This is a genomic window from Frigoribacterium sp. CFBP 8751 (assembly GCF_014841545.1).
In the GTDB taxonomy this organism is placed as follows: Bacteria; Actinomycetota; Actinomycetes; order Actinomycetales; family Microbacteriaceae; genus Frigoribacterium.
This window is the reverse complement of the sequence record NZ_JACYUB010000004.1, coordinates 147,491-163,964: the sequence shown is the minus strand read 5'-3', so window position 1 is coordinate 163,964 and position 16,474 is coordinate 147,491. Positions and strand designations below refer to the sequence as shown.

The 16,474-nt window shown below is 72.4% G+C and carries 18 protein-coding genes; 9 read left to right on the top strand and 9 right to left on the bottom strand.

The window, feature by feature from the left end; genetic code table 11:
- The first annotated feature begins 7 nt into the window (after positions 1–7).
- Positions 8–721, top strand: a complete 714-nt coding sequence (locus tag IFT88_RS12010; protein WP_342212150.1) for an alpha/beta fold hydrolase — start codon at positions 8–10, stop codon at positions 719–721.
- Here the strand turns inward: IFT88_RS12010 and IFT88_RS12005 are convergent.
- Positions 708–2,426 (bottom strand): RecQ family ATP-dependent DNA helicase, encoded by a 1,719-nt coding sequence (locus tag IFT88_RS12005; protein ID WP_192120809.1) that lies wholly within the window; start codon positions 2,424–2,426, stop codon positions 708–710. The two genes, IFT88_RS12010 and IFT88_RS12005, sit on opposite strands and share 14 nt — an antisense overlap.
- A gap of 238 nt (positions 2,427–2,664) precedes the next feature.
- On the opposite strand from IFT88_RS12005, the gene IFT88_RS12000 reads away from it, so the two are divergent.
- Together IFT88_RS12000 and IFT88_RS11995 are read left to right on the top strand one after the other, a co-directional pair.
- Entirely contained in the window at positions 2,665–2,862 is a 198-nt protein-coding gene (locus IFT88_RS12000; RefSeq protein WP_054146271.1) for a hypothetical protein, read from the top strand.
- Positions 2,863–2,923: 61 nt separating this feature from the next.
- Positions 2,924–3,154 (top strand): hypothetical protein, encoded by a 231-nt coding sequence (locus tag IFT88_RS11995; RefSeq protein ID WP_192120807.1) that lies wholly within the window; start codon positions 2,924–2,926, stop codon positions 3,152–3,154.
- Between the two features lie 205 nt (positions 3,155–3,359).
- Here IFT88_RS11995 and IFT88_RS11990 read toward each other — a convergent pair whose 3' ends face one another.
- The 7 genes from IFT88_RS11990 to IFT88_RS11960 all read right to left on the bottom strand — a co-directional run bounded on the left by IFT88_RS11990 (position 3,360) and on the right by IFT88_RS11960 (position 8,563).
- On the bottom strand, positions 3,360–4,484 hold the full coding sequence (locus tag IFT88_RS11990) for an AI-2E family transporter (protein ID WP_192120805.1): 1,125 nt from the start codon (positions 4,482–4,484) through the stop codon (positions 3,360–3,362).
- A 178-nt stretch (positions 4,485–4,662) separates the two neighbouring features.
- Positions 4,663–5,262: a DUF3618 domain-containing protein gene (locus IFT88_RS11985; protein ID WP_192120803.1), complete on the bottom strand. Its 600-nt coding sequence runs from the start codon at positions 5,260–5,262 to the stop codon at positions 4,663–4,665.
- A complete protein-coding gene (locus IFT88_RS11980; protein WP_192120801.1) occupies positions 5,259–5,693 on the bottom strand; it encodes a phage holin family protein in 435 nt (144 codons plus the stop codon). The genes IFT88_RS11985 and IFT88_RS11980 overlap by 4 nt, the downstream gene beginning before the upstream one ends.
- Entirely contained in the window at positions 5,690–6,676 is a 987-nt protein-coding gene (locus IFT88_RS11975) for a hypothetical protein (RefSeq protein WP_192120799.1), read from the bottom strand. The genes IFT88_RS11980 and IFT88_RS11975 overlap by 4 nt, the downstream gene beginning before the upstream one ends.
- Positions 6,677–6,916: 240 nt before the next feature.
- On the bottom strand, positions 6,917–7,072 hold the full coding sequence (locus IFT88_RS11970) for a hypothetical protein (protein ID WP_157489621.1): 156 nt from the start codon (positions 7,070–7,072) through the stop codon (positions 6,917–6,919).
- 37 nt (positions 7,073–7,109) lie between these two features.
- Positions 7,110–7,400, bottom strand: coding sequence for a hypothetical protein (locus tag IFT88_RS11965; RefSeq protein WP_043595176.1), 291 nt, complete (start codon positions 7,398–7,400; stop codon positions 7,110–7,112).
- A 2-nt stretch (positions 7,401–7,402) separates the two neighbouring features.
- On the bottom strand, positions 7,403–8,563 hold the full coding sequence (locus tag IFT88_RS11960; RefSeq protein WP_056225104.1) for an inorganic phosphate transporter: 1,161 nt from the start codon (positions 8,561–8,563) through the stop codon (positions 7,403–7,405).
- Between the two features lie 303 nt (positions 8,564–8,866).
- Here IFT88_RS11960 and IFT88_RS11955 point away from each other — a divergent pair, with 303 nt between their 5' ends.
- Together IFT88_RS11955 and IFT88_RS11950 are read left to right on the top strand one after the other, a co-directional pair.
- Positions 8,867–9,550 carry a GAF and ANTAR domain-containing protein gene (locus IFT88_RS11955; protein ID WP_052505258.1) on the top strand — a complete coding sequence of 228 codons (684 nt, stop codon included), beginning with the start codon at positions 8,867–8,869 and terminating at the stop codon, positions 9,548–9,550.
- 42 nt (positions 9,551–9,592) lie between these two features.
- Positions 9,593–10,306, top strand: coding sequence for an ANTAR domain-containing protein (locus IFT88_RS11950; RefSeq protein WP_192120797.1), 714 nt, complete (start codon positions 9,593–9,595; stop codon positions 10,304–10,306).
- Between the two features lie 256 nt (positions 10,307–10,562).
- Here IFT88_RS11950 and IFT88_RS11945 read toward each other — a convergent pair whose 3' ends face one another.
- A complete protein-coding gene (locus IFT88_RS11945; RefSeq protein ID WP_056225101.1) occupies positions 10,563–12,158 on the bottom strand; it encodes an exonuclease domain-containing protein in 1,596 nt (531 codons plus the stop codon).
- A gap of 155 nt (positions 12,159–12,313) precedes the next feature.
- Between IFT88_RS11945 and IFT88_RS11940 the strand changes: the two genes are divergently transcribed.
- From IFT88_RS11940 to IFT88_RS11925, 4 genes are all read left to right on the top strand, one after another.
- On the top strand, positions 12,314–13,021 hold the full coding sequence (locus tag IFT88_RS11940; RefSeq protein ID WP_043596810.1) for an MOSC domain-containing protein: 708 nt from the start codon (positions 12,314–12,316) through the stop codon (positions 13,019–13,021).
- A 72-nt stretch (positions 13,022–13,093) separates the two neighbouring features.
- Complete coding sequence (locus IFT88_RS11935; protein ID WP_043596802.1) at positions 13,094–13,450, top strand: PRC-barrel domain-containing protein; 357 nt, start codon at positions 13,094–13,096, stop codon at positions 13,448–13,450.
- Between the two features lie 238 nt (positions 13,451–13,688).
- Positions 13,689–15,203, top strand: a complete 1,515-nt coding sequence (locus tag IFT88_RS11930) for an MFS transporter (RefSeq protein WP_043596803.1) — start codon at positions 13,689–13,691, stop codon at positions 15,201–15,203.
- A 96-nt stretch (positions 15,204–15,299) separates the two neighbouring features.
- Complete coding sequence (locus IFT88_RS11925) at positions 15,300–16,469, top strand: acyltransferase family protein (RefSeq protein WP_192120795.1); 1,170 nt, start codon at positions 15,300–15,302, stop codon at positions 16,467–16,469.
- Positions 16,470–16,474 lie beyond the last annotated feature (5 nt).

Genomic DNA, 16,474 nt, shown 5'->3' with positions numbered 1-16,474 from the left:
TCGAGTGGTGAGACTCCACCTCGCCCCTGGCCGGCTCGTCCGTCGCGCCGTGTGGTGGGTGCAGGACTACGCCTACGCCGCCGTCTGGCAGGTGCGCGCCGTCACGAGTCCGCGAGACCCCGATCGTTACCTCGGCGGCACCGGTCGGCCCGTGCTGGTGATCCCCGGCGTGTGGGAGACCTGGTCCTTCCTGCGACCGATGATCGAACGCCTCCACGCCGAGGGCCATCCCGTGCACGTGCTGGACGACCTGCGGTGGAACAGCCGTCCGGTCGAGGCCACCGCGCGCGACGTCGCCGCGTACCTGCTCACCCACGGACTCACCGACGTCGTGATCGTCGCCCACAGCAAGGGCGGCCTGATCGGCAAGTACGTCATGGCTCTGCTCGACGAGACCCGCCGCGTGCGGTCGATGGTGGCCGTCTGCTCGCCGTTCTCGGGGTCGCGCTACGCCACCTGGCTCGTGCTGCCCGCCCTCCGGGCCTTCTCGCCCCGGGACGCGACGACGATGCTGCTCGCCCGCGACGAATCAGTCAACGGCCGCATCACCTCGGTCTTCGGCGAGTTCGATCCGCACATCCCCGAGGGCAGCCAACTGCCCGGCGCCGTGAACGTCCGCCTCCACGCGGGCGGGCACTTCCGGGTGCTGGCCCACCCCCGCACGATCGCGACCGTGCTCGCCGCCGCGGGCGAGCCCGTCGAGCCGGTCAGGCCGGTGTGAGCAGTTCGCGCGCGAGCACGTCCGCGACGGCCAGCACCTTGTAGCCCTCGCTCTCGAAGAACACCGTCATGCGGTCGGCGTCCGTGCTCATCACGGTGCCCTCGCCCCAGGTCGCGTGCACGACGCGGGCGTCGGGCGCGAACGCAGGAGGCGCGGTGTCCGTGACGCCGTCCTGCCCGCCTTCGCGCGCCTCCTGGGGTTCCCCGGCCTTCTCGGCGGCCCGGCAGCCGTCGCAGTTGCCGCAGCGTTCGGGCGACTCCTCGCCGAAGTAGCCGAGCAGGAAGTGCCGTCGGCAGCCGGGAGCCTCGGCGAAGGTGCGCATCATCTCGATGCGCGAGCGTTCGACCCGGTCACGCGTCTCGGCGACCCCGCGCGCCGCCTCGGCCGCGCTGCGGGCGTCGAAGCCGTCGACCGGCTCGAACCCCCTCGACGACTCGGACAGCGCACCGCCCTCGAGCAGCAGGTCGATGAGGCGCGAGACCGTCCGGGCGCCGAGGGCCAGCTGGTCGGACACCTCCGATCGCCGGACCGGCCGTCCCGCGGCCGAGAGCGCGGTGAAGACGCCCCGCAGGTCTGCTCGCCCGGGCAGGCCCGATGCGAAGAACGACCGCAGGGAGAGGTCCTCGGGCCGGTAGTGCAGGGTCGCGGTGGCGGGGTCGCCGTCCCGCCCGGCCCGACCGATCTCCTGGTAGTACGAGTCGAGCGAGTCGGGCACGTCGGCGTGCACGACGAACCGGACGTCGGGCTTGTCGATGCCCATGCCGAACGCGCTCGTCGCCACGACCACGTCGACCTCGCCCGCGTGGAACCGCTCGTGCAGCTCACCCCGCTCGGCCGACCGCTGGCCGCCGTGGTAGCCGACGACGGTGCGGTCGGGGCAGCGCTCGGCGATCGCGGCGGCGTAGTCCTCGGTCGCCTTGCGGGTGGCGACGTAGACGATGCCGGGGGTCGTCGAGGCGGCCACCTGCTCGACCACGGCGCGGGCCTTCTCGTCGTCGTCCTCGTGCCGCACGACCTCGAGGGAGAGGTTCGGCCGGTCGAAGCCGTGGCTCAGCACGAGCGGGTCGTCGAGGCGCAGGCGCTCGACGATCTCGTCGCGCACCGGGCCCGACCCGGTCGCCGTCAACGCCAGCACGGTCGGGCCGCCCAGGCGCTCGACGACCTCGCCGAGGTGCAGGTAGTCGGGCCGGAAGTCGTGCCCCCACGACGACACGCAGTGCGCCTCGTCGACGACGACGAGGGCGACCCCGGCGTCGCGCAGGCGGTCGACGGTCTCGTCCCGGGCGAGCTGCTCGGGGGCGAGGAACACGTACGTGACCTCTCCGGCGGCGAGGCGCTCCCAGCCCTCGTCGTTCTCGGCGTCGGTGTGGCCCGAGTTGATCGCGACGGCGGGCGGGGCGTCGGGGCGTCCGACGAGTCCCGCGACCTGGTCCGCCTGCAACGCGATGAGGGGCGAGACGACGACCGTCGGCCCGTCGAGCACGGCACCGGCCACCTGGTAGATCGCCGATTTGCCGAAGCCGGTGGGCATGACCGCGAGGGTGTCCCGGCCGGCGACCACCGCCTCCAGGGCCTCGAGCTGGGCGGGGTGCAGGTCGGTCCAACCGAAGAGGTCGGCGGCCGCACGGGTGATGTCGTCGGTGCGAGCGGTGCTCGTGCGGTCGGTGCTCGTGCGGGTGCGTGCGGGGCGCGTCGTCGTGCTCATGTGGTCCTCGTTCCGGTGGGGCAAAGGTCCATCCCAGACACGTGCGGGGCGACACGCGCAGGGCTGCCAGGCGATGCCCGGCCCTGCGTACCCCACCCGCCGCGGGTCGCGCATGGTACCCCTCGGTGGGCCCGTCGTGCCGTCCGTCGCACCTCCCGCGGACCGGCCCTGCGCCGCCCGTCACGAGCGGAGGGGCGGGTCCAGCCTTCGCGGACCCCCGGGGCGTAGCGTCCGGTCCATGAGCGACGAGAAGCAGACCGAACCCGTCATGGACGGGGCCACCGAGGCGACCGACCACGAGAAGCTGAGCGGCCTGATCGAACAGGTCGAGGCCGACCACGGCGACGAGGGCGCGGCCTCGATGGCCGACCACCTCCGCGACCGCATGGACGAGACCGCACAGGCCGACGAGAGCCCGGCAGACGCCGAGGAGTGAGTCCCGGGGCTCCATCGCGAGGTGGAGCCCTCCGGCCCCGGTCGTGACCTAGCGTCGAGGGATGTACTCCAACGGCTTCTCCCTCGTCGGCGTCCTCTACCCCGTCTTCTTCGTGGTGGTGTTCGCCCTGGCCGTCACGCTGGGCGTGCTCCTGATCAGGACCCTGCTCTGGGTGATCCGGGCACTCTCCGCCTACACCCGCGAGCGTGAGCTGCGCCTCGATCTGCTGCTCGCCGGCGACGACCCCGCCGCGCCTCCGACGCCGGGTGGGTCGGCAGGTCCCGTCGTCTGACACCGGGGAGGCGCGGGTCCCGTCGACCCCCTTCACCTCGCGTTACCGATTGGCTACGCTTCTCGGAGGCCCAGACCCCGCCGACCCCGCCACACCCGTCGTCCGATCGTCCGACGGCAGCTGCCGTGGCGCCGGGGGCTCGGCGACCTGAACCCGCCGGGCTCCCACCCGGCAAGGTCCACCTTCTCTCGTGTCGTCCCGACGGCTAGACGCGTTGCTGCCGCGGCACGACGACCCGCTCGAAGACGACCACCCCGGCCGTCGCGATCGGGATCGCCACGAGGGCACCGAGGACGCCGCCGAGCGCCCCTCCCCCGAAGGCCGCCACGATGACGAGGGCGCCGGGCACCGCCACGGCCTTGGACATCACCCGTGGGGTCAGCACGTAGGCCTCGACCTGGGCGTAGACGAGCAGCACGATGCCGACGACGATCGCGGTGACCGGCGAGACGGTGATCGTCGCGGCGATGATGATCGCGTAGGCCACGACCGTGCCGACCACCGGGATCAGTGCGCCCAGGAACGCGAGGGTCGCGAAGAGCACCGGCACCGGTCCGCCGGCGATCGTCAGCACGACGAAGACGAACACGGCGTTGACGGCGGCGAGCGCGACCTGCCCGGCGACGTAGCGGCCGACCGACAGGAAGATCTCGTCCGAGATGCTCATGACGTTCTCGCGGTGGCTGCGGGGCACGGCGCGGCTGAGCGAGCGCAGCATCTGCGGGAGGGTGATCGCGAAGTAGAGGGTGAGGATCGCGACCACGATCACCGCGGTGATGGCGTTGGTGATCCCCTGACCGACGGCGAGCAGGCCTCCGCCGAGGGCGAGCAACTGGTCGGGGTCGAGCAGGTACGAGGTGACGGCGCCGACCGCGTCGTCGACGTCGACGTCGAACCCGACTGTCTCGACGGCCTGCTGCACCCAGGGCTGGCGCGAGAGCTCCTGCAGGGCGGCGGGGGCCGTCTGCACGACGTGCCCGATCTGCTCGATCAGCGCGGGCACCACGGCGGCGACGATGCCCACGACGACCCCGACGACCAACACGACGGCGACGACGACGCCGACCCAGCGCGGGGCGCCGGCGCGCGCGAGGCGTCGGACGACCGGTTCGAAGGCGAGCGCGAGGAAGAACGCGAGGCCGATGTAGACGAGGATCGTCGACAGGGCCATGAGGGCGACGATGATGCCGACGCCGAGTCCCCCGCCGAGCGTCGCGATGAGGCCGAACCGGAAGGCGCCGGGGCGCTGCATCGGGCTGGGGGGTGTGGCGGTCTGCGTGGCCGTACCGGCCGATCGACGCACGAGACGGGCGCGGGGTGACGAGGGCATCCGACCATCCTGACCTGCTCGAGCCGATCCAGGCCACGCCGGTCCCGGTCGGCGGGGGTTCGAGTCGCACGATCGCCCGTCGGGAGGGAACTCCTCCGACCCGTCACGTGCGAAGGCCCGCCCCGACTCTCGTCGGGGCGGGCCTTCCTGCGTCCGGACCGACGCGTGCGGGGTGAGGTCAGGCCCCCTGCACGTTCTCCTTCGACTGCTGGGCGCTGTCCTTCACGTCGCCCGCGGCGCTCGACGCGTCGTCCTTCACGGTCGAGGCGGCGTCCTGCGCCGTGCCCTTGACCGACGCGAACGCCTCCTGGGCCGGTTCCTTCAGGTTCGACGCCACGTCCTGCGCCGCACCCTTGACCGAGTCGAGAGCCGGGCCCGCCGCCTCCTTGGCGTCGGCGACGAGCTCCTTCTCCTTGTCCGTGGCGGGGATCAGCGACGACACGAGCCAGCCGGCCCCGAAGGCGATCAGGCCGACGGCGAGCGGGTTGCCCTTCGCCTTCCGCACGGCCGCCGACGAGGCGTCCGAGACGCTGCCCGCGGCGTCGTGGCCGGCACCCTGGGTGTTCGAGGCCGCGTCGTGCGCCGCGCCCATGACGGACTCCTTGACGCCCGAGAAGCGGCTCTTCACCTTCTCGGTCTGGCGGTGGGCGATGCTCGACGGGTTCACCTTGTCGGCGAGCGCGTCGACGTCGTAGCCGAGGCCGGCGCGGGTGCGCTCGATCTCGGCGCGGATCTCGTCGGGCGTGCGGCTGCTGCCGTTCTGGTCGGTGGTGCTCATGCGGTGCCTCCAGGCGTCACGGTCTCGGGGATCTTCTTGAGGGAGTCGACCGTCTTCGGTGCCCCCTTGATGCTCTTCAGTTCCTTCCGCCCGCGCAGGAACAGCACGAGGGCGACGATCGCGTAGACGACCGCGACGATCAACGACGACCAGCCGAGGCCGATCAGCTCGCCGAGGCCCCACATGGCGGCCAGCGAGACGAACAGCAGGGCGAAGAGGGCGGTGAGCCCGGCCCCGCCGAACATGCCCGCACCCTTGCCGGCCTTCTTGGCCGACTCGGTCAGCTCGGCCTTGGCCAGCTCGACCTCCTGGCGGAACAGCGTCGAGATGTCGCCGGTCACGCCGGTGAGCAGGTCGCCGAGCGACGTCGTCGCGGCCTTCTCCTCCGGTGCGGGCGGCGTCGACCCGGGCTCGCGGACCGGGTCGCTCACGCGCGCGTCCCCGAGGTGTCGGGCCACGTGGTGGGCACGCCGGCGTCCGGCGTCTGCCCGCCGAAGCCGGGGACGTCGCCCTCGGTGACGACGTCGTACTCACCGGCCACGGGACCGACGTCACCGACGAGACGGCTCGACACGGGATCGGACGCAGGAGGCGCGGGCCGGCTCGCCGCGCCTCCTGCCGTCTCGGTCGTGGCGGCGTGCTCGTCCTTGGCCTCGGCCGTCAGCGACTTCACGACGCGTCCGGCGAGCAGGCCCGAGATCGCGGCGATGGCGATGAAGGTGCCGGGTTTGCGGGCGGCGTACGACTTCACGTCGTCGAGCAGGCTGCCCGGGTCGCGACCCTCGAGCCAGCCGGCGACGCCATGGGCGCGACCGGACAGGTTGCGGACGAGCTCGCCCGCGACACCGCTGTCGGCCGAGTCGGCCATCGTGCCGAGCTGCTCGCCGACCTGGCGGAGGCCGGCCGCGGCCTTCTCCTGCTGGGCGCCGGCCTGCTCCTTGAGCTCGCCGGTCGCCTGGCCGAAGAGCTGCTTGGCCTGGCCGGTGGCTTCGGAGGCGACCTTCGAGGCCTGCTCCTTGGCACTGCCCGCGACGTCGGAGGCCGCGGACTTCGCGTCGTCCGCGACGCCGGCCGCCTCGTCCTTCGCGGCACCGGCCTTGGCCTTCGCGGTGTCGGCCGCGCCGGTGCCGGAACCGGCGTCGGCGCCCGAGCCGATGCCGGTTCCGGTGCCGGCGTGGTCGTGCCCGAGGTGCTCCTCGACGACCGGGGCCGCGGTCGCGCTGAAGTCGCTCGCCGTGGCGTGGGGATCGGTGATGTCGGCATACGCCCCGACCTGGTCGCCCAGGTCGGTCACGGCGTCGTCACGGCGCAGGTGGTCGTGCCCGGAGGCGGCGCCACGAAGCGGCTGCCCCTCGGAGGTGGTGTCGTAGACCGGGGTGGACGGATCTCCGTCGTACCGCTTGTCGTCGCTCATGTCGTGCCTCTCGGATCGTCGGCGACCGTCCGGGTGACGGTCGTGATCGGGGTAGGACCTGTCACTCTGTCCCTCTGCCGGGGGGCGGTGACCGCACATGGTGAAAGCGCGACGGGGGGTTGACACGGGCCGGCCGGAAGGGTCGTGATCGGGACGGATCGTGTCGGGGAAACGCGACATGCCGCCCACGTTCGCACGTGAGCGGCATGTCGTGACCTGTCGGGGCCGGAGCCCTGGCTACTAGCTGTCCTTGCCGTCCGAGACCTCGCTGTCGTCGCTCTGCTCGGAGTCGTCGACGAGGCCCTGCTTCGACCCGTCGGCCAGGTCTTCGGTGTACTTCTTGTCGTCCTCGGTGATGTCGGTCGAGCCGTCGGGGATGCCGTTGTCGTTGGTCATGCCCGCACGCTACTCGCCGAGCCCGCCGTCCGGACCGTCAGTGGAACTGGGGAACGATCATCCACAGTCCGAAGAGCACGGCAGCCGTCCCCACGGCGAAACACAGCCCGCCGGCGACCGTCGCCGCCAACGGCCTCGATCGACTCGCGCTCGCGCCGGCGCTCGCGCCAGCGCCCGCGGCGACGACCCCGGACCCGCCGTCGGACTCGACGGCGCCGTCGGCGAACAGACGGATGCCCAGCGCGAACGAGGTGACGATGACGGCGGTGGCGGCGAGTGCGGTCGCGAACACCACCACGAAGGCGCCCCAGTCGACTCCCAAGAACATGGTCACTCCCCTCGTCCGCGGCTCGCGCCGACCTGTTCGGCGGCCGGGGCCTCGTCGCTGTCGTTGACGGTCTCGTGGGTCACGGGGTGCCGCCGGGCGAGGAGGGCGAAGGCGAGTCCGCCGGCCAGGGCGAGCACCGCGACGACCACCAGGCCCGCCGTGCTCGAACTGGCGAGCCAGGCCGAGACCCCTCCGACCAGCGCGGCGGCCGGCAGGGTCACCAGCCAGGCCGAGGCGATCTTGCCCACGACGCCCCAGTGCACCGTGGCGAGCTTCTTGCCCAGCCCTGCCCCGACGATGGACCCCGACGTCACCTGGGTCGTCGACAGGGCGAACCCGAGGTGGGACGAGATCAGGATGGTCGCGGCCGAGCTCGTCTCGGCCGCGAACCCCTGGGGAGCCTGGACGTCGGTGATCCGCTTGCCCACGGTCCGCATGATGCGCCAGCCTCCGAGATAGGTGCCGAGTGCGATGGCGAGGCCGCAGGCGAGGACCACCCAGAGGGGCGGGGCGGTGCCGGCTCCCTGGTAGCCCGCGGCGATCAGGGTCAGCGTGATGACACCCATCGTCTTCTGGGCGTCGTTCGTGCCGTGGGCCAGCGAGACCAGGGAGGCGCTGACCGTCTGACCGTGCCGGAATCCCGCCGTCGACCCCCGCAGGGTGGCCTGCCGGGTGACCCGGTAGGCCGCGTACGTGGCGACGAGCGCGACCACGCCGGCCACGACGGGCGAGATGAGGGCCGGCAGCACGACCTTCGACAGGACCACGCCGAAGTCGACGGCGCCCACGCCGGCACCGATCACCGCCGCACCGATGAGGCCGCCGAAGAGGGCGTGCGACGAGCTGGAGGGCAGCCCGAGGTACCAGGTGGCGAGGTTCCAGATGACGGCACCCACGAGACCCGCGAAGATCATGACCGGTGTCACCTGGACCCCGCCGTCTCCCTCGCGGATGATGCCGTTCGAGACGGTGCTCGCGACCTCGGTCGAGAGGAAGGCGCCCACCAGGTTGAGGACGGCCGAGATGAGGACGGCGACCTTCGGCTTCAGGGCGCCGGTGGCGACCGAGGTCGCCATGGCGTTGGCCGTGTCGTGGAAACCGTTCGTGAAGTCGAAGACCAGCGCGATCACGATCACCAGCACCACGGTGACGAACACGTCCATCGGTACCGCCCTCCGGGACGACCGCCGGTCACCGACCGGTGACCGCGGCACGATCGCCCCGCTGCGACGCTAGGCCTCGTGGACGCGCTCGAAGATGAACGGCGAAGGAATCTTGCACACCATGCAAATCACCCCGTGGGCATCGGACCCGGCCGCCAGGGGCTCGGTCACGGCTCCGAACCATCCCCCCTCCCCCGGCGTCGACCCACTAGAGTCGTCGCGATGACCTCAGGGTCCTAGTGGAGGAATCCGTGTACCCGTCTCCACCTCGCCCCCCGGCGTCCGACGTGCCGTGGATCAGTCGTGGCTGAGGCGAGCGCCGTCCGGACGGCCGCGGTCTCACTCGCTCGTGCCACCGCACCGGGCACCGACCTGTGCGGCCCGTTCCGCGAGACGTTCGGCGTGACCGGCGCCGCGGTCTCCACGCTCGGCGGTCCTCTCGGCACCGGCACGGTGTGCTCGAGCGACCCCGTGTCGGCGCGCCGGGACGAGATCCAGTTCGACCTCGGCGAAGGCCCCTGCTGGCAGGCGCACGGCACGAACCGTCCGGTGGTCGAGCCAGACCTGGCCACCGCCCCTCCGGAGGCGTGGCCCGCCGCCGCCGCCGCCCTGATCGAGGCCGGCGTCGCGAGCGTCGCCGCCTTCCCGCTCTCGTACGGTCGCCTCGACCTCGGCGCCGTCGACCTCTACAGCGACGAACGCCGCGACCTGACCGACGACGAGGTCGACCAGGCGACGACGCTCGCCTGCATCGCGGGGAAGAGCGTCCTCAGCCGGGCGCTCGACGCGCTCGAGGCCGGGGACGACAGCCTCTTCCCGACCATCTTCCCCCGTGAGGTGCACCAGGCCTCGGGCATGGTCATGGTCCAGCTCGGCGTCAGCGTCGACGAAGCCCTCCTCGTCATCCGCGGCCACGCCTGGTCGAGCGGCCGGGGGCTGCGCGAGATCGCCAGTGAGATCGTGCTGCGGCGCCTCGACTTCTCGTGAGGCAGGCGACGGCCGTCGGCGACACGGCCTAGGCTGACGCCCGTGACCGACCGCGACAGAGAGACCCAGCTCCTGCAGACGTTCGTCACGCTCGCGGACTCGCTCGTGACCGGCTTCGACACCATCGACCTGTTGCAGATGCTGGTCGAGCGCACCACGGCCCTCTTCGACGCCGCGGACGCCGGCATCATCCTCGCCGGCTCGACCGGCGAGCTCGAGGTGATCGCCTCGACCAACGAACGCAGCAAGCTCGTCGGACTGCTGCAGCTCCGTGCCGGCGAGGGCCCCTGTGTCGAGTCCTACACGACGGGCTCGGTCGTCTCGGTCCCCGACCTCGGCGAGATCGACGATCGCTGGCCGGTCTTCGCCGACCTCGCGCGCGACTCGGGCTACGGGTCGGTCCACGCGATCCCGCTGCGGCTGCGTGACCAGACGCTGGGTTCGCTCAACCTGTTCCGAGAGACGACAGGCGCCCTCAACGAGGACGACGCGACCGCTGCGCAGGCCCTGGCCGACGTCGCGACCATCAGCATCCTGCAAGAGCGCGCGCTCCGCGAGATCGACTCCACGCGCGACCAGTTGCAGCGCGCCCTCGACAGTCGCATCGTGATCGAGCAGGCCAAGGGCGTGGTGTCCTTCACACAGTCCGTCGACATGGACGAGGCGTTCCAACGCATCCGGAGGCACGCCCGGGCGAACCGCCTCCCGCTGGTCGAGGTCGCGGCCGACATCGTGGCGCGACACCTGACCGTCTGACCGGTGCGCTAGGCGCAGCCCCGCGAGGCGCGTACGGTGGGACCCGGCAGCCCCAGTCCCCGGTCGCCGTCCTCTCGCATCTCGCGGAGGCGGCCCGAGTGGAGGCCCCATGCAGCCCGACCCGATGGAACCGATGCCCCGCACCCCGCTCGACGAGACAGCCCCCGACCAACCACCCGGGTGGCCGTCACTCGACACCGACGACCACCTCGAGGACGACCCGGGGCTCTGACCTCGGCCCTGCCGTCGTGAGATGTCAGGCCGCCGTGCGTGACCGCCGCGATCGGGCCAGCACGAACGGCAACTGCGTCTCGTCCACGACGGGCACCCCGTACCGGAGGGCCTTCCGCACCTTGCCCGACGGGCACGCGACGTCCGCCGCGACGACCAACGACGTCTCGGTCGTGACCGCCGGCCAGACCACGAGCCCGGCCCGCTCGAGCGTCCGCGCGAGGGCGTCCCGCCCCTGGCTGAGCGAACCGGTGAGCGCGACGTGCGCGCCGGGGGCCAACGGACCCACGTCGGGGCGGGCGAGGGTCGGCGTACGGGGCGCGGACGGGGCCCCGAGCGACTCGTCGAGGCCCTCGATGACCTCGAACTCGTCGAGCTCGTCGTCGTCCGCCGGCCGGGGCGCGCGCTCGAGCACCGACGGCACCAGGGCCGCGTCTCGTCGGTGCGGGGCGATGCCGAGCATCTCGGCCACCGCGTCCACCTGCCGCCGCTCGTCGTCCGAGAGCACGTCGTGCGCCCAGACGGTCGAGACGAGCGAGGCGAAGTAGCGGTCGTGCAGCACGGCCCGCGTCGACCCGTCGAGGCCGAGCTCCGCGGCCAGGGTCGTCAAGTTGCCCTCTTCGGCCGTCGACAGGTACCCGTGGGACAGGGCCTTGTCGAGCATGGCCGCGTACTGGTCCTGCCGACGACCGAGGTCGAGCCGGGGCAGCAGTTCGGTCGCCCGCTCGAGGAACCTCGGCTCGACGGGCGCCGGCTCGACGGACAGGCCGTACACGTCGCGGTCCAGGTCGAGCCCCACGGGGCCCGTCAGGTGCGTGCTGCCGGTCGGACTCGCCGGGGGCACCGCCGCGGGAGCGCTCGGCGTCACGGCGCCGGACGCCGAGAGGACCGAGCCCGCCGAGGGGACCGGGGCGAACTCGGGCACCCGGGCGACGCGGCGCCGGGACCGCCAGGCCGCGCGGCCGGGACCGTGGCCTCCGTCGTCGGCGCCGCCCGCGCCTCCTGCGTACCGGGGGTGAGGGGTGGACCGCGGGGTCTCGGCCGTCGGCCACTGCTGCAGGGCGGCGTAGCGGCCCCAGTCCTGCCACCAGGCCGACTGGGCGTCACCCATGCGCAGGTAGGCGGACAGCAGGCGGGCCGTCGCGGTCGCGTCCGCCAAGGACTCGTGGGCGACGGTGAGGTCGACGTCGATGGCCGCGCAGCAGTCGGCGAGCGTCCGTCCGGCACCGGGCAGGTAGGTGGGGGCGAGCTTCATCGTGCAGAGGGCGCCCGCGCCGTCGGGCCCGAGCGGCGAGACCAATCCGAGGCGCGCGAACTCGGCCGCCAGGAACTGCGCCTCGAAGCGGGCGTTGTGCGCGACGACGACCCGCCCGCGCAGGCGGTCGCAGAGCTCGTCGACGACGTGCTCGAACCGGGGTGCCCCGCGCACGTCCGCGCTACGGAGGCCGTGCACGTGGATGGGCCCGAGGTCTCGCGAGGGGTCGACGACGGTCTCGAACGACGCCTCGACCTCACCGTGGGCGTCGAGGTGCACGATGCCGATCTCGATGACCCGGTGGTGTCGCCCGGGCCAGAGACCCGTCGTCTCGACGTCGATGACCGCGTAGCCGCCGTGAACCATGTCATCCCTTTCGTCGGGGCGAGCCTGGCAGGTTGCCCGATGGGCATCCAGCCCGCAATCGGGTGACACCCGTCGTGGGGCGGTGGGGGGACGCGGGGTCCGGAGGCGCGGCTCGGCGCTTCCCGTCGGTCGCGTCGTCCGCCACGATGGAGGGCATGACCGCCGCCCCTGCCTCCGTCACCGCCGCGACCGCCTCCGCCACGGCTCCGGCCGCCTCCGTCACGGCCGTCTGCCGGGTGTCCGCCCTGCTGCCCGACTCGGGCACGATCGGCGTGACCGCGATCGACAAGCGCCCCGTCGACGGGCCCGTGCACGTCCGCCCGCTCGGCCTCCGCGCGGACGTACAGGCCGACCGCAAGCACCACGGCGGTCTCGACCAGGCGGTGTACGTCTTCGCCGACGAGGACGCCGCCCACTTCGCCGAGCTGCTCGGCCGCGAGGTGGCGCCCGGGCTGTTCGGTGAGAACCTGCGGACGTCCGGGGTCGACGTCACCGGCGCCGTGATCGGCGAACGCTGGGCCGTGGGCGAGACCCTCGTGCTCGAGGTCACGAAGCCTCGCGTCCCGTGCGGCACGTTCGCCCGCCGACTCGGCGAGGCCATGTGGGTCAAGCGGTTCTACGCCGAGGGCCGCCCCGGCACCTACCTGCGGGTGGTGAAGGCGGGGCCCGTCCAGGCGGGCGACGGGGTCACCGTACTGTCGCGGCCGTCGCACGGGGTGACGATCGGAGAGGCCTTCACGGGGCTCGAGCCGGACCGGGCCGAGGCCCTGCTCGCAGCCGTCGACGGGCCCGACCGCCTGAGACTCACCGACGAGGTCCGGGGCTTCGCCGAGAAGGCCCTGCGAGGGCGCGTCCCCGCCTGAGCACGGACGGACCCGCTCCACTAGCCTCGACGACGAGGGCCCGGACGGGGCCCGCGCCAGAGGAGGCACCCCATGTTCGAAGCCGAGAACATCCGTGACTGGATCGGCATGCCCGTCGTCGACCCCGACGGCGACAAGGTCGGCTCGCTCGAGAGCATCTACTTCGACACCGCCGCCGACCAGCCTGCCTTCGCCACGGTGACGGCCGGCCTGCTCGGCCGCTCGCGTCTGGTCTTCGTGCCGTTGCAGGGCGCGGTCGTCGCCCCCAAGCACCTCAAGGTGCAGTTCGCCAAGAAGCTCGTCAAGGACGCCCCGTCGATCGAGACCGACGGCGAGCTCGAGGCCGCCCGCGAGCCCGCCGTGTTCGAGCACTACGGCCTCGTGTACCAGACCGGCGCGGCCGGCGAGCGACGCCTCGGCCGCCGCTGACCGCGGCACCACGACATCCCGAGGGGCCCCGCCACATCGGCGGGGCCCTTCGGCGTCCGCGGGGACGATGGTGCGCGCTCGAGTGCAGAACGTGCAAAAATCAGGAGGCGCTGGTCGGTGACCGGCGCCTCCTGCGTCCTGCGCACGCCCCGACGCCGCCGTCACGCGCTCCGGCCTCGTGCCGCCCACGCCCCTCGCCTCGCCTCACGGCCCGTGCCGCTGCCCGAAAGGCTCCCCCATGACCGACGCCTCCGCCGCCCACTCGACCCGCGCCTCCTCGGCGTCCTCCCCGGGGGCCGGCCCCGGCCAGCCCGCCGGCGTGCCGCGTCACGCCTGGTACGCCCTCGTCGCCCTGCTGCTCGGCATGTTCATCGCCCTGCTCGACACCACGATCGTCAACGTCGCCCTGCCGACGATCCGCACGACGCTCGACGCCTCGGAGTCGACCCTGTCGTGGATCATCTCGGGGTACGCCCTCGCCTTCGGCCTCGCACTGATCCCCGCGGGACGCATCGGCGACCGCATCGGCCACAAGTGGGTCTACTTCACGGGCGTGCTGCTCTTCACCCTCGCGTCGCTCGCCTGTGGCCTCGCCCAGGACGACACCCAGCTCGTCGTGTTCCGCGTCGTTCAAGGCCTGGCGGGCGGCATCTTCGTGCCCGCCGTCACCGCGTTCATCCAGTTGCTGTTCCCCGGTCGTTCGCGCGGCAAGGCCTTCGCCATCATGGGCGCCGTCATCGGCGTCTCGTCGGCGCTCGGCCCGATCATCGGCGGCCTGATCATCCAGGCGTTCGGCGACGAGAACGGCTGGCGTCTCGTCTTCTACGTCAACCTGCCGTTCGGCATCATCACCCTGATCGCCGCCGCCGTCCTGCTGCCCAAGCGCGACGAGTCGGTGCCCCGGCCCGACCGCGGGCTCGACTGGATCGGCCTCGTCCTGGTCTCGGGCGCCTTCGTCGCCCTGCTCGTCCCGCTGATCCAGGGGCAGGACGAGGGCTGGCCGCTCTGGACCTACCTGACCATCGCCGCCGGCGTCGTGCTGCTCGCCCTGTTCGGGCTGTGGGAGGTCGCGTACACCAAACGCGGCAAGACCCCGCTCGTGCCGCCGAAGCTGTTCGCGCACCCGTCGTTCACCGGCGGCGTCGTGCTCGCGCTCGTCTACTTCGCAGCCTTCACCAGCATCTTCTTCACGATCTCGCTGCTCTGGCAGTCGGGGCTCGGCCACAGCGCGCTGGCCTCGGGCGCCGTGGCGATCCCGTTCGCGGTCGGCAGCATCATCAGCTCGTCGCAGAGCAACCGCATCGCCGCCCGGCTCGGGCGCGGCGTGTTGATCCTCGGTACGGCACTCGTCACGATCGGCCTCACCTGGATGTGGCTCGTGCTCGTCACGGTCGACGCCTCCGACCTGACCAACTGGATGCTGCTGGTGCCGCTGCTGCTCGCCGGCCTCGGCAACGGCTTCTTCATCGCGCCGAACGTGCAGTTCATCGTGGCCACGGTCGACCGGCAGGACGCCGGCTCGGCCAGCGCCGTCATCTCGGCCATCCAGCGCATCGGCTCGGCCGTCGGCATCGCGATCATCGGCAGCGTGCTCTTCGGGACGCTGACCATCTCGGGCCGGACGCCGGCCGACGTCGCCACCGGCTTCACGGACGCGGCGGCGCACGCGATGCTCGTCAGCGCGATCTTCGCCCTGGCGTCGTTCGTGCTGGTGTTCGCCCTGCCGCGCCGCGTCCCGCAGCAGCGCGGCTAGCCCCCTCGGGGCGCTGCCCACGAACGGGTGGGGCCGGGATGCGAACCCGGCCTCCTCGTTCGGGCGGCACCAAGAAACGTGAGGCACACTGCAACGATGCCCTCAGCCCTGCCGACCACAGAGCCGACCGTCCGCCCCGTCTCGACCACCCGTCGAGACCGGGTGCTGCCGCTCGACGGCCTGCGCACGCTGGCCATCGCCCTCGTCGTGCTCTACCACCTGCACGTGCCGGGCTTCGGCAGCGGGTTCGTGGGCGTCAACGTCTTCTTCGTGCTGTCGGGCTACCTGATCACCACGTTGCTGCTGCGCGAGCACGCGTCGACGGGACGCATCCGGCTCGGCAGGTTCTGGGTCCGCCGCCTGCTGCGGCTCTACCCGACGCTGCTCGCCGTCGTCGTGGTCGGCGTCTCGCTGTGGTGGCTCGTCGGCGACTACCAGGGGTCGACGCTCGGCCCCGTCGGGGCCGCCGTGATCGCCTTGACCTACTCGGGCAACATCGCCCGGGCCTTCTTCGACACCTCGCAGGGCGTCTTCGCCCCGATGTGGAGCCTGTCGATGGAGGAGCAGTTCTACCTCGTCTGGCCGCCGGTGCTCGTGCTGCTGCTCGCCGTCGCGGTCAAGCGCAAGGCCCTCGTCGCCGGCCTGTCGGTCGTCGTCGTCGCCTCGGCCGTCGCGACCTGGTTCCTCTACGACCGCCCGTCCGGCAGCGCGACCCCCGACATCTACTTCAGCCCCGTCCTCAACGTCGCCCCCCTCTTGATGGGCTGCGCGCTGGCGATCGTCCTGCGATCGGACCGCGTGCGGGCCGCCCTGGCCGGCCACTGGGGCGCGCTGGCCACCTGGCTCGGGCTCGGCGGGGTCGTCGGTTCGTTGTTCGTCATCGGATCGGGCTGGCAGCAGAGCGTCCTGACCTTCGCGGTCGCCTTGCCCGCGGTGGGCCTCGCGTCGATGCTCTTGATCGGCGGTCTCGTCACGGCGTCGTCGCCCGTCGCCTGGGTGCTGTCCCTCGCCCCGGTCGCCTGGTTCGGACGAGCCATCTCGTACCCGCTCTACCTCTGGCACGTCGTCTTCATCGCGCTCGTCGAGCCGTACGTGCAGGGTGCTCTCGGCGTCGTCCTCGTGCTCGCCGCGGCGATCGGCACGTCGGTGCTCTCGCACCACTTCGTGGAGAAGCCCGCCCTGAAGCTCAAGGGGCGCTTCGAGCCCCGGGAGCCGCGCCGCGCCTCCTCGTCCGTCGCGCGGGACCGCGAGCTGACGAACGCCTGACGCCG

What these genes read in the sequence shown, in the direction of transcription:
- IFT88_RS11945 (WP_056225101.1), bottom strand. Translation starts at nt 12,158, where the DNA reads ATGGTTCACGGCGGCTACGCGGTCATCGACGTCGAGACGACGGGTCTC.
- IFT88_RS11975 (WP_192120799.1), bottom strand. Translation starts at nt 6,676, where the DNA reads ATGAGCGACGACAAGCGGTACGACGGAGATCCGTCCACCCCGGTCTAC.
- IFT88_RS11985 (WP_192120803.1), bottom strand. Translation starts at nt 5,262, where the DNA reads ATGAGCACCACCGACCAGAACGGCAGCAGCCGCACGCCCGACGAGATC.
- IFT88_RS11930 (WP_043596803.1), top strand. Translation starts at nt 13,689, where the DNA reads ATGACCGACGCCTCCGCCGCCCACTCGACCCGCGCCTCCTCGGCGTCC.
- IFT88_RS11995 (WP_192120807.1), top strand. Translation starts at nt 2,924, where the DNA reads ATGTACTCCAACGGCTTCTCCCTCGTCGGCGTCCTCTACCCCGTCTTC.
- IFT88_RS12005 (WP_192120809.1), bottom strand. Translation starts at nt 2,426, where the DNA reads ATGAGCACGACGACGCGCCCCGCACGCACCCGCACGAGCACCGACCGC.
- IFT88_RS12000 (WP_054146271.1), top strand. Translation starts at nt 2,665, where the DNA reads ATGAGCGACGAGAAGCAGACCGAACCCGTCATGGACGGGGCCACCGAG.
- IFT88_RS11940 (WP_043596810.1), top strand. Translation starts at nt 12,314, where the DNA reads ATGACCGCCGCCCCTGCCTCCGTCACCGCCGCGACCGCCTCCGCCACG.
- IFT88_RS11970 (WP_157489621.1), bottom strand. Translation starts at nt 7,072, where the DNA reads ATGACCAACGACAACGGCATCCCCGACGGCTCGACCGACATCACCGAG.
- IFT88_RS11965 (WP_043595176.1), bottom strand. Translation starts at nt 7,400, where the DNA reads ATGTTCTTGGGAGTCGACTGGGGCGCCTTCGTGGTGGTGTTCGCGACC.
- IFT88_RS11990 (WP_192120805.1), bottom strand. Translation starts at nt 4,484, where the DNA reads ATGCCCTCGTCACCCCGCGCCCGTCTCGTGCGTCGATCGGCCGGTACG.
- IFT88_RS11925 (WP_192120795.1), top strand. Translation starts at nt 15,300, where the DNA reads ATGCCCTCAGCCCTGCCGACCACAGAGCCGACCGTCCGCCCCGTCTCG.
- IFT88_RS11960 (WP_056225104.1), bottom strand. Translation starts at nt 8,563, where the DNA reads ATGGACGTGTTCGTCACCGTGGTGCTGGTGATCGTGATCGCGCTGGTC.
- IFT88_RS11935 (WP_043596802.1), top strand. Translation starts at nt 13,094, where the DNA reads ATGTTCGAAGCCGAGAACATCCGTGACTGGATCGGCATGCCCGTCGTC.